The sequence below is a fragment of the Cupriavidus sp. 8B genome, assembly GCF_054589115.1.
In genome coordinates this window covers 98,988-110,322 of record NZ_BAAILO010000101.1, presented here as the reverse complement: position 1 = coordinate 110,322, position 11,335 = coordinate 98,988, and the positions used below count along the sequence as shown (strand labels likewise).

8 protein-coding genes and 1 pseudogene are annotated in these 11,335 nt (G+C 66.2%); 2 read left to right on the top strand and 7 right to left on the bottom strand.

Annotated elements, in window-relative coordinates; all coding sequences use genetic code 11:
* Positions 1–349: 349 nt before the first annotated feature.
* A complete protein-coding gene (locus ACYP5B_RS11540) occupies positions 350–1,555 on the top strand; it encodes a porin (protein WP_459569682.1) in 1,206 nt (401 codons plus the stop codon).
* Positions 1,556–1,801: 246 nt separating this feature from the next.
* On the opposite strand, the gene ACYP5B_RS11535 is transcribed toward ACYP5B_RS11540, so the two are convergent.
* Positions 1,802–1,945: a zinc-binding dehydrogenase gene (locus ACYP5B_RS11535; protein ID WP_400101955.1), complete on the bottom strand. Its 144-nt coding sequence runs from the start codon at positions 1,943–1,945 to the stop codon at positions 1,802–1,804.
* 33 nt (positions 1,946–1,978) lie between these two features.
* On the opposite strand from ACYP5B_RS11535, the pseudogene ACYP5B_RS11530 reads away from it, so the two are divergent.
* Positions 1,979–2,496: pseudogene (locus ACYP5B_RS11530) on the top strand (IS6 family transposase); the annotation flags it as partial.
* Positions 2,497–2,681: 185 nt separating this feature from the next.
* Here the strand turns inward: ACYP5B_RS11530 and ACYP5B_RS11525 are convergent.
* From ACYP5B_RS11525 to ACYP5B_RS11500, 6 genes are all read right to left on the bottom strand, one after another.
* Complete coding sequence (locus ACYP5B_RS11525; protein WP_459569681.1) at positions 2,682–4,025, bottom strand: MFS transporter; 1,344 nt, start codon at positions 4,023–4,025, stop codon at positions 2,682–2,684.
* A 178-nt stretch (positions 4,026–4,203) separates the two neighbouring features.
* The gene (locus tag ACYP5B_RS11520) at positions 4,204–5,019 is read right to left on the bottom strand and encodes an enoyl-CoA hydratase/isomerase family protein (RefSeq protein WP_150987159.1); all 816 of its coding nucleotides are present in this window, start codon (positions 5,017–5,019) and stop codon (positions 4,204–4,206) included.
* A gap of 3 nt (positions 5,020–5,022) precedes the next feature.
* Entirely contained in the window at positions 5,023–6,621 is a 1,599-nt protein-coding gene (locus ACYP5B_RS11515) for an AMP-binding protein (protein ID WP_459569680.1), read from the bottom strand.
* Positions 6,614–7,192, bottom strand: a complete 579-nt coding sequence (locus ACYP5B_RS11510; RefSeq protein WP_459569679.1) for a (2Fe-2S)-binding protein — start codon at positions 7,190–7,192, stop codon at positions 6,614–6,616. Before ACYP5B_RS11510 ends, ACYP5B_RS11515 begins: the two co-directional genes overlap by 8 nt.
* A complete protein-coding gene (locus tag ACYP5B_RS11505) occupies positions 7,189–8,004 on the bottom strand; it encodes an FAD binding domain-containing protein (protein ID WP_459569678.1) in 816 nt (271 codons plus the stop codon). Before ACYP5B_RS11505 ends, ACYP5B_RS11510 begins: the two co-directional genes overlap by 4 nt.
* Positions 8,001–11,048, bottom strand: a complete 3,048-nt coding sequence (locus ACYP5B_RS11500; RefSeq protein WP_459569677.1) for a xanthine dehydrogenase family protein molybdopterin-binding subunit — start codon at positions 11,046–11,048, stop codon at positions 8,001–8,003. The genes ACYP5B_RS11505 and ACYP5B_RS11500 overlap by 4 nt, the downstream gene beginning before the upstream one ends.
* Between the last annotated feature and the right edge of the window lie 287 nt (positions 11,049–11,335).

Below are 11,335 nucleotides of genomic sequence, written 5' to 3'. Positions count from 1 at the left end.
CATTTGGTCAGTTCATAGCCGGAACGCGGCTGGCTATGTATCCCGGCAAGAAGAACATGCTTCAGCGGCTTTTCCTTGCTTGCCTTGGCTTCCTTCGGATCACTCACTCGCATCGCTCCTTGATTGCGTCAACGCGCACGCGGAATGACTATGTTTGTTTTGACATAGTAAAAAAGGCGTGGCACTATGTATTTTCCAACATACATGATCAACCGCTACGACCGCATGACCGACACCTTCGAGCAGTTAGCCGGCCGCGCGCCGATTTCCGCCGCACGCAGTGCCCAGTTCTGAGCATGATGGCGGCGAAGTGATCGGCGTAAAAAAATAGACACGAGGAGAAAAGACAGTGAAATCATCCAGCAAGCTGAGCAAGCTTAATCTTGCACTCATCGCTGTGGACGCAATCTGCGCCGGCGGCGCACACGCACAGAGCAGCGTGACGCTGTATGGCGTGGCGGACATGAACGTGGAGTACGCCAACCATGTTGGCGCCGTTCCCACCGCCGCCAACAAATTCAATGCCGGCCCGTCCAACGACGTTTACCGCATGAACTCCGGCGGCCTGTCCGGCTCGCGTTGGGGCTTGCGCGGCGTGGAAGATCTAGGCAACGGCGTGACATCCGTCTTCGTACTGGAAAGCGGCTTTAACCTGGATACCGGCACGTCGCAGCAAAGCGGCCGCCTGTTCGGTCGCCAGGCCTACGTGGGCATCCAAAGCACGCAGTTTGGCCAGGTGACTTTTGGCCGTCAGTACACCTCGATGTTCGAGAGTATCGCGAACTTCGTGCCGGCTGCCTTTGCCACCCAGTACGAACCGATCGTGATGCTGGCCGGCGCGAACTTCCGCGAGGACAACACCATCAAGTACTCCGGCCAGTTCGGTGCTTTGTCCGCCCTGGCACACTGGTCCTTCGGTACCGGCCTGGCATTGCCCACGACGGTAGCCAACGGTCCGTTGCTCGGTGGCAACGGCGAAGTGCCGGGCCAGTTCCGCCGCGACACCGCTTATGGCGCAGCGTTGACCTATATCTCTGGCCCTGTCGGTGTGGCCCTTGCTTACGACCAGTTCAACCCGACGATTTCCAACCCATTGACCGCTGCTGCCCTCGGTAGCGGCAGCTTCAAGAAGGCGACGGTCGCGGCAAGCTATGCGTTCGGCCCGGCAAAGATCATGGGCGGCTATCGCTGGGGCCAGAACAAGGACCAGAATGGCAGCCTGATCGAGCGCGACGACTTCTACTGGATCGGCGCCACCTACCAGGTGACGCCGGCGCTTGGCCTGACGCTCGAGTACAACTACGACAACGTCAAGAACTTCTTCGCCAGCACGTCGGTGCCGAACCCATGGCAAGTTGCGTTTATCGCGGACTACACGCTTTCCAAGCGAACCGATATCTACCTGACCACGGCATATTCAAAGAATGCGGGTCTGGGACTGGATTCCCCGATGATCGGTTTTGCCAACACCCTGTCCCTTGGCAATAGCTACACGCTTGCCAGCGGCCAAAGCAATATGCTCGGTGTCGCCGTGGGTATTCGCCACAAGTTCTAGAGACAGCCCAACAGCATGTGACAAGGTCTTATTTGCGCAGTGGTGCAGGCAGTCCTGCGGAATGCTCGCGTGCATGCAGTTCTCTCACATGCTCTTTGTGCCGCCTCGGCGGCACCTTTTTTTGGGCACTGGCGCAGCCGACACAGATCGCTGTGCAACTACCGGCATGTGTTGCCGCGGCTCGGTTTGGAGCGCGGTTCAGTCAACCAGGGCGCTCAACGCTCAGCCTGCCGGCCGCGCCCGTCGCTACGGCACAAGCACTGTCGCGCCAACCCTGAGCCGCGATTCAAGCATCCTGTGCGCTTCGGCGGCCTCTTCCAGTGCGTAGATTTGCCTCGGTTCGCTGGTCATCTTTCCAGCCTGCACGAGGCCGAACAGCTCTTCGGCCATCGCAAGCATGTGCGAGCGCGGCGTGGCGTAATGAACCCAGGCAGCACCTGGCATCTCGATGAGATGTTCGCGACGCTGCGCGGCGAGCCCTATCTGCTGTGGCGGGCGGTCGACGAGCACGGCGCGGAACTGGACATCCTGTTGCAGAAGCGGCGCGACAAGGCCGCAGCCAAGCGCTTCTTCTTACGAGTGCTTCGTTCCTGTCCCGTGCCTCGCAAGATCGTCACCGACCAATTGCGCAGCTACCCGGCCGCCAAGGCCGACATCCCGGAACTGGCGAACGTCAAACACGTGTTCGTCAAAGCCGCTGCACGCTTGAACAATCGGGCCGAGAACAGCCACCAACCCACACGTGAACGTGAGCGCCGCATGCGTGGGTTTCGCGATCGCAAACGCACGCATTCCTCTCGAGCTTCGGCCCGATCCGGCAGCACTTCGCCCTCAAGCGGCATTTGCTGCGCGCTTCTCTGTACCGCAAACATCTTGCTGCTCGGTTCGCTGCGTGGCACGAATTCACCGGAGTCACCCAAAATCCGTCAACTGCTTTCTGAGCCGTGGTCATGCCTGCCACAGTTTCGTCGCGGTACCGGCAAGTTGACAGAGCCTGACGACCGCCTACCGTAGACCAAAATGAAATTGTCACAACTTCCCGGACCTCCTGATGCGGCAAGGCTTCCGGCCGGATACCGAGTTGACAAAATTATTTTGTACGACGGCCCGGGCTGGACATCAACGCTCATTTGTCGCCAAGGCGTCCTGCCGTCTCCGGAACGATGAGCGCACCCACCAGGTAGATGACGGTGACAACCGCCAGGAAGATGCCCAGCACCATGGGCAGTTCGGCCGGGGTGCTGGCGCACAGCGAAGCAAACGTCGGCATCATGCCACCGATGGCAAAGCCGATATTCCATGACAGGCCGGTCCCCGTGGCACGGATGCTGGTGGGGAACCGTTCGTTCAGGAAAATGAGGATCGGGGCGAAGCCGGTGCTGCCCAGCATGGCCAGCGCCATGGCATACAGGCCGAGCGTGGTGGTGTCCGGCGCCGCCGGCATCCATTGGTAGAGCAGCGGCAGCACCACCACGTTCAGCGCGCCGATCAACAGGAAGGCTCGCTTGCGGCCGATCATCGTACTGAGGTGGCCGGCAAGAATCGATGCCACGATCACCCCCAAACTGCTGGCCATCAGGATGGCGGCAGCCTCACCAGCCGGTGCCTTCACCACCACCTTAAGGAAGGTCGGCAGATAGCCGGAGGTCAGGTAGTAGGCGCTGCCACCGCCGACGGTGAGCAGGATGTTGACGAAGAGGACGCCACGGTACTGGCGGGAGAAGATCACGCGCAGCGGGTTCTCAACCGGCGCGGCATGACCCTTGGCCGCCTGCAACTGCTTCCACAGCGGAGACTCCTCCAGCGAGTTGAAGATGAGCAGTCCGAGCACCGAGCTGATGATGCCGGAAAAGAACATGCAGCGCCAACCCCAGGCGTCGAACGCTTCCCCGGGAAACAGCGCGGTCATTGCCATGTAGGTAATGGAAGCCAGCAGTGCCCCGATGCCCGCGCCACCGCCACCGACCAGCCCGGAGACGGCGCCGCGCCAGGACGGGGGCACCGATTCGGTACCGATGGTGTGGGTGGATGCCACCACGCCACCAACGAAGATACCCTGCACCAGCCGGAGCAGTATAAACAAGGCTGGCGCAAGCAGCCCCACCTGACCCACCGTGGGCAGCAGGCCGAACGCCGCCGTGGACAAGCCAACGCCAGTGACGGCAACTACCATCGCCCCCTTGCGGCCGTGGCGGTCGGCATAAGTGCCGAAAATCGCCGAGCCGAGCGGCCGCATCAGCAGCGTCACGGCAAACGACGCGTACACCGCCGCCAGCGACAGCATCGCGTGCTCCGACGGGAAAAACAGCCTGCCGATCACGGGCGCCACGAACAGCAGGATGAACAGGTCGAACAGGTCCAGTGCCCATCCCATGCACGACGCCGTCACGGCACCAAACACCTGGCGATTGCTCGCCGCTGGCAGCGCCTCGCTGATCGTCTCTGTACTCTTCTTTGCTACGGCTTCCATTGTTGTCTCCTTGGATTTGGATCTCTGCTTGGATCATTACGGCAGCGATGACGCGCGGGCGGTGCCTTGCCGCCAAGCAAGCGCTCCCCCCGCGATGCTTGCCCCGTGGCAGCGGGCATCGTTATCCGTCAGTTCGTCCGGGATGCGAGCGGCCTTGCCGGCGCGCCCGCGATTTCCATCAGCTGCCGCGGAACGCCGGCTTGCGCTTGCCGTGGAAGGCTTCCACGCCTTCGCGGAAATCGTCCGAGCTGCGCAGGCGGCTATAGCAATGCCCTTCCAGCTCGATGGCGATCGACAGCGGCGCGTCCTCGGTGTCGTTGAGCAGCTTCTTGGCGGTGCGCTGCGCCAGCGGCGAGAAGCCGCGCAGCTCGTCGACCAGCGCATCGGTGGCGGCTTCCAGCTCGGCGTCTGCCACGCATTCCACGGCGATGCCCCACTCATAGGCCTGCTTGCCCGAGATGCGGCGCGAGCGCATCACGATGTCCTTGGTGCGGCCGATGCCCACCATCTTCTGCAGGCGCGCCGAGCCGCCCGAGCCGGGGATCTGGCCGAGCTTCTGTTCTGGCAGCGCGTACTGCGTGGTCTCGGTGGCGATGCGGAAATCGCACGCCAGCGACAGCTCGAAGCCCACGCCAAAGCAGTAGCCGCGGTTGGCGGCAATCACCGGCTTGCTGCAGCGCGCCGGCGCCGCCACGTTCCAGGCCAGTTGCGAGACATGCTCGGGCGATGCCTCCAGGAAGCCCTTGATATCGCCGCCGCTGGAAAAATGCTCGCCTTGCGAACGCAGCACGATCACGCGCACGCGATCGTCGGCATCCAGAGCTTCAATGACGGCGCGCAACTGGTCGCGCGCTGCCATGGCGATCACGTTGTAGGGTGGACGGTGCAGGATGATGTCCGCACGCTCGCGCCCGGCATCGATCTCCACGGAGAAGCCGTCGAGTTGCTGGAGCCGCTGCTGGTCGGGATGGATCATCTCGGTTGCCTGGGTCATGTCTTACTCCTTGATGGTATCGACAGGCGCGGCGTCCGCTGCCTGGTTGGTGTTGGGATTAGGGTTGGGGTTCATGGAATGCGGGGCCAGTGCGTAATCGCCGTCGGACAGCTTGCGGCGCAGGATCTTGCCAACCGGCGACCTGGGAATCTCCTCCACGAAGACGTAGTCGCGCGGGCGCTTGAAGTTGACCAGGTCGGAGCCGCGGCAGTAGGTATCCAGGGCTTGCGCGTCGATGTTGCCGCGCGGCTTGACGAAGGCCACCACCTTCTGGCCCCAGCGCGGATCCGCGACGCCGGCCACCGCCACCTCGTCCACCGCCGGATGCAGCGACAGCACCGATTCGATATCGACCGGGGAGATGTTCTCGCCGCCGCTGATGATCATGTCGTCCACCCGGCCGCTGACGAAGAGGTCGCCCTCGGCATCGAAGTAGCCGGTGTCGCCGGTGAAGTACCAGCCATCGCGCAGCGATTTGGCATTGGCGTCGTCGCGGTTCCAGTAGCCCTCGAAGGCCTCGTCGCCGCGCAGGTCGGCGATGATCTGGCCTTCCTCGCCGGTAGCCGCCAGATCGTCGGGTGAGCGGGCATCCAGGCGCACCACGCGCAGGCGCGTGTTGATGCCGGCGCGCCCGGCGCTGCCGGGCTTGCGGGTGGCGCGCTGGTCCACGCTGAAGGTGTACACCTCCGACGAGCCGTAGTGGTTCACGAACAGCTCCGGCTCGAAGGCCAGCGCGAGGCGGCGCAGCAGGCCGTCGCTCATCGAGGCGCCGGCAAAGCCGAGCTTGGTCGCGCTGCGCACGACGGAGGCATCGAACCCCGGATCGGCCAGCAGGTCGTGGTACAGCGTCGGCACCAGGTACAGGCAGCTGATTCGGTGGGTGGCGATCTCCTTGAGCGCCTGCCCCGCGTTCCAGCGCCGCACGCAGACGAACAGGCCGTCCACCAGCGCCATTGCCAGCAGCGACCGCACGCCCATGGTGTGGTAGAGCGGCATCACGCCAAGGGTGCGCTCGCCATGGCGATACAGGTTCTGCGCCACGTGCGCCAGCGCCGCAGCGCGCTCCTGCTGGTGGCGGCGCGGCACGCCCTTGGGCTTGCCGGTGGTGCCCGAGGTGTAGAGCATCAGCGAGACATCGCCCGCTTCGGCCACCGGGCCGCCATGCAGCGCAACGCTGTCCAGCAGCGAAGCGAAGGACATCGAGCCGCCAGCCGCGCAGTCCAGCGCAATGCAGGGCACGGCCTGCGCCGCGGGGCTGCCCAGCACCGCATCGGCGCTGACCGGCTCGAACACCAGCGCCTTGACGCCGGCATCCTGCACGCAGTAATCGAGCTCCTCCGGCTTGGCGCGCCAGTTCAGCGGCACCATCACGATGCCGGCGAACTGGCAGGCCCAGTGCAGCGTGGCCATTTCCCAGCGGTTCTGCAGTACGGCCAGCAGGCGATCGCCTGGCTCCAGGCCAATCTCGCGCAGGCCGGACGCCACGCAGCGGATACGCTCGTACCATTGCGCATAGGTAAGCATCAGGCCGCCGTCGACAATGGCGGGCGTGTGCGGGCTGCGCTCCACGCTTTGCAGGAAGGTGCGGCCGAGATCAAGCATCGCAGGCCTCCTGGCTGGCTACGCCGATGGCGGCATAGCGCGCGCGGGCACGGCTGGCCGCTACGTCGAGCACGGCCGCCACGATTGGCGTATAGCCCGTACAGCGGCACAGATGGCCGGACAGCATGTCGCGCACCTGCGCCTCGCTGGGTTCCGGCACGCGCTCCAGGTAGTCCGCGCACGACATCAGGATGCCTGCAGTGCAGAAGCCGCACTGCAGCGCGTGGCGGCGGCGGAAGGCTTCTTGCAGGTCGCCCAGTCCCTCGGCCGGCGCCAGCCCTTCGACGGTATCGATGGCCCGGTGCTCGGCCTGCACCGCCAGCATCAGGCACGAGCGCGCGGCAACGCCGTCGACGCGTACCGTGCATGCGCCGCAGACGCCGTGCTCGCAACCCACATGGGTGCCGGTGGCACCGAGCTCGTGGCGCAGGAAGTCGGACAGCAGCTCGCGCGGCTCGCAATAGCCGCTGCGCTCGCGGCCGTTCAGGGTCAGGGTGATGCGGCGTTGCTCCTGCCGGCCCATCACCTCGGCGGACTTGCCGAATTCGGCGCCCATGGTGGTCTTGTTCATTTTGCCTCCTCGATCACGCGCATGCCAAGTTGCCGCACCAGGTGCCGGCGGTACTGCGCGCTGATATGGGCGTCGTCCTGCGCGCCCAGTTTCCAACTGAAATCGTTGATCGCTTCCTCCAAGTCCTTGCCCTGCAGACGCGGCCATGTCTCCAGCACCGGCCGGTCCGCCAAGCCGCCCACCGCCAGCGCGATGGCGTCGTCCGTGACGGTGGCCGCGCAGGCCACCAGCGCAAAGTCGCCATGGCGCGCGGAGAACTCGGCAAAGCCGTAGCGCGCGCCGGGGCGCCGCAGCGGAAAGCGCACCGCCTCCACCAGCTCATCGGGCTCGCGCGCCGTCATCAACATGCCCTGGAAGAAGCTGGCCGCCGGCAGCACGCGGCGGCGGCGGGCTGAACGCAGCACCACCTCGCCGCCCAGCGCGGTCAGCACCAGGGGCAATTCCGCGCTCGGGTCGGCATGGGCGACCGAGCCGCACACGGTGCCGCGATTCCGGATCTGGAAATGCGAGATATGCGGAAAAGCCATGGCCAGCAGCGGCACCTCGTCGGCCAGCGAGCGGCGCCATTCGACGCTGCCCTGCGTGGCCGCGGCGCCGACCACCAGGTGAGCGTCTTCCACCCGCACCGTGTCCAGCTCAGCGGTACGCGAGACATCGACAAGCAACTGCGGCGCCGCCAGGCGCATGTTGAGCACCGCCATCAGCGACTGGCCACCGGCCAGCACGCGCGCGCCCTCGCCGCCACGGGCCAGCGCCTCGAGCGCGTGCTGCGTCGTCTCGGCGCGCAGGTAATCGAAAGCAGACGGTTTCATCGGCGTACTCCCAAGCGGGCCAGCAGTCGGGCGAGCCAGCCTTGCGGCCGTACCGGCTTGCCGGCGGCCTGGCGGCCGAGCGATTCAAACAACTGGCGCAGCACCACCTTGGCAGCGCCCTCCAGCATGCGGCCGCCCACGGCAGCGACCTTGCCGGATACCTCGGCCTCGTAGTCGTAACTCAGGCGCGTGCCGCTGCCATGCGGGACCAACTCCACCAGGCCGGCGCCGCGCGCACTGCCCAGCGAGGACATGCCTGCGCCTGCCAGCCGCAGTCGGCGCGGGGGATCGAGGTCCGACAGTGCGATCTCCGCCTCGAAGCGGGCCTTGATCATGCCAACCCCCACCGTCACGTCGGCGCGGTAGTGGTTCTCGGCGGTGCGCTCCAGCGCGTGGCAGCCTGGCACCACCTTGGCCAGCGCCTGCGGGTCCAGCAGCACGGCGAAGATGGCTTCGGGCGTGGCGTCCAGATCCACCGAGCCGCGCGCGGTGAGCGCCTTGCCGCTGCCCTTGCGGGCCGCGGGCGCGGCGGCCTCGCGCATCGCTTCTAGCAGCTCGGGGCGCGACGGCGGCGGATCGTCGAAGCCCACCATGGCCATCACCTTGGCCGGCGTCAGCGGCAGGCGGATGTCCTGCTCGCCGAGCGCGTCCGCCACCGCGTTGGCGATGCAGGGCGGCGTGCTCATGTTGTTGCCCTCGCCCAGGCCCTTGGCGCCGAGCGGCGTGAAGGGGCTGGGCGTCTCCAGGTGCACGATCACCGGGTCCGGCACCTCGCAGGTGGTCGGCATCAGGTAGTCGGCCAGCGTGCCGGACTGGAAGCTGCCGTCGGCGCCATAGCGGAACTCTTCCATCAGCGCCGCGCCCAGCCCCTGGGCGAAGGCACCACGGATCTGGCCATCGGCAAGCGCCGGGTTAAGCAGCGTGCCGGCGTCGTGCGCGGTCACGTAGCGGTCGATGCGTACGCGCCCCGTGGCGCGGTCGATCTCCACGCCGCACATGTCGAAGGCAAAGCCGTAGGCGGCCGAGGTGTTGACGCGGTCGTTCTCATCCGGCGCTTCCAGGTTGGGCGGCGACCAGAACACCGTCTCGCGCAGGCCCGGCTCCTCTCCCGCCGGCAACTGCTGCGGTGACCAGTGCGGCGCATTGCTGGCCACGCGCGTGAAGGGCAGGCCGGATTCGGGCGCGCCTTTGCGGGCAATGCGGCCGTCTTCGAACACCACCTCGGCAGGCGTGCAGCCGAACTGCGGCGCCACGATGCGCGCCAGCTTGTCGCGCACCCGCTCGGCGGCCAGGTGCACGGTGCCGGCCACGGCGCCGGCGAAGCGGCTGGAGTAGTTGCCAGCGGCGACCGACCATGCATCCTTGTGCGTATCGAACTCGACGTTCACGACCACGTCGGCCGGATTCACGCCGAGCACATCGGCCACCACCTGCGCGCACACCGTCATATGGCCTTGCCCGGCCGGCGTCGAGGCAATGGTGACCACCACGCCGCCGAGCAGGTCGACGCTGACCGTGGCGCTGGCGATGGCGCCGTTCTTCGGCCCCGCTTTCTTGCGCGCCTCGGCGGGCATGGCGGTGGTGATATAGCCCATGTTCGACACCGACGGCTCGACGATGGCGGCAAAGCCGATGCCATATAGCCGGCCCTCGGCGCGTGCGGCATCGCGGCGGCACATCAGCTCGTAGTAGCCGCCTTCTTCCAGCGCGCGCGCCAGCGCCAGCTGGTAGTTGCCGGAGTCCAGCAACGCGCCCGCCGCGGCGCGATAGGGAAAGGCATCGGCGGCGACAAAGTTGCGGCGATACACATCGAGCGGATCGAGCCCGAGCTGTGTCGCGATGCGATGCACCAGCCGCTCCAGCGCAAAATACACCTGCGGGCCGCCAAAGCCGCGCACCAGGCCGGTGGGCGTCTTGTTGGTCATCACCACGCGGTTGCGCACCAGCAGGTTGGGGATGTCGTAGGCGCCGGTCAGGCAGCCGTGCATGCGGTAGAAGGTGGCGGGCTCCGGCGCGCGCAGGTAGCCGCCGCAGTCTTCGATCTGGTCATAGGACAGCGCTTTGATGCGGCCGTCTGACTCCACCGCGGCTTCCAGCGTGGACAGCCGCGCGGTGGCGGAGGTGGCCGCGCTGAGATGTTCGAGCCGGTCCTCCACCCACTTCACCGGCGCGCCGGCCTTGCGGGAGGCCAGGCACATCAGCACCGCGTAAGGAAACACCGCCTGCTTCACGCCAAAGCTGCCGCCGGAATCGCGCGGGGCCTTGTGGCGCAGCCGGTTGGCGGGCACCTTGAGCGCCATCGCCATCACCGCATGCAGCGAGAACGGCCCCATGAAATTGGAGGTGACGTCATAACCCTCGTCACCAGGCAGGAATTCGGCAACCACCACGCCGCATTCGATCGGCGTGCAGGTGTTGCGCGGATAGTGCGCGGTCAGCGCGACCCGGTGCGGCGCGGCGGCAAAGGCGGCCTCGGGCTCGCCGTAGCGGAAGTGCCGGTCGCTCACCACATTGGCGCCCACGCCGGGATGCAGGATGGGGGCATCGTCTGCCAGCGCGGCCTCGATCGATACCACCGGCGGCAACACGCGATAATTCACCCGCACCAGGTCGAGCGCGTCTTCGGCCAGGGCACGGCTCTCGGCCATCACCACGGCCACCGGCTCGCCCACATAGCGCACGCGGTCCATGGCCAGCGCCCATTGCTCCATCTGCGCCTTCACCCCCACCACGAAGGGGCGCGACCAGGCTGCCAGGTCGGCGCCGGTCAGCACCGCATGCACGCCCGGCGCGGCAAGCGCCGCGCTGGCATCGACGGTGCCGAGTTCGGCATGCGCATGCGGGGACCGCACGATGGCGGCGTGCAGGGTGCCCGGCTTCACGCCCAGGTCGTCGCCATAGCGGCCACGGCCGGTGAGGATCGCGGCGTCCTCGAGCCGCTCCATCGAGCGGCCGACGTGACGCTGGCGCGCGGCCGCGCCGGCCGCTGCGGATTCAAGGTGGATGGCCGCCGCTGCGGCGGGCAGGCTGCGCTTGTCGCTCATGACCGGCCCTCCCGCGTGGCGGGACTGGGACGGTCCATCTGGTTAGCGGGGATTGCGGGCCGGCACGGGGAGATGCCACGCGGCACGGGGCGAACGCCCGCTACCGCTGTCTCCAGTGTCGTGCCGGTCATGCCGCCAGCATCGTTCTGTCTCATTCCTGACTCCGTTCTGCGCGTCGGCCCCGATAGGCGAATCCGCCGGGGACATGCAACGTTGAACAGGAGCTTAGTGAGATTATGGTATTAGTTCTAATATTGTTTTTTGATCAGTTCCATCAGTTCTACTGA

Excerpts from the sequence above, each read along its gene's own strand:
- ACYP5B_RS11535 (WP_400101955.1), bottom strand. The coding sequence starts at position 1,945 with ATGGCCGAAGAGCTGTTCGGCCTCGTGCAGGCTGGAAAGATGACCAGC.
- ACYP5B_RS11525 (WP_459569681.1), bottom strand. The coding sequence starts at position 4,025 with ATGGAAGCCGTAGCAAAGAAGAGTACAGAGACGATCAGCGAGGCGCTG.
- ACYP5B_RS11520 (WP_150987159.1), bottom strand. The coding sequence starts at position 5,019 with ATGACCCAGGCAACCGAGATGATCCATCCCGACCAGCAGCGGCTCCAG.
- ACYP5B_RS11515 (WP_459569680.1), bottom strand. The coding sequence starts at position 6,621 with ATGCTTGATCTCGGCCGCACCTTCCTGCAAAGCGTGGAGCGCAGCCCG.
- ACYP5B_RS11510 (WP_459569679.1), bottom strand. The coding sequence starts at position 7,192 with ATGAACAAGACCACCATGGGCGCCGAATTCGGCAAGTCCGCCGAGGTG.
- ACYP5B_RS11505 (WP_459569678.1), bottom strand. The coding sequence starts at position 8,004 with ATGAAACCGTCTGCTTTCGATTACCTGCGCGCCGAGACGACGCAGCAC.
- ACYP5B_RS11500 (WP_459569677.1), bottom strand. The coding sequence starts at position 11,048 with ATGAGCGACAAGCGCAGCCTGCCCGCCGCAGCGGCGGCCATCCACCTT.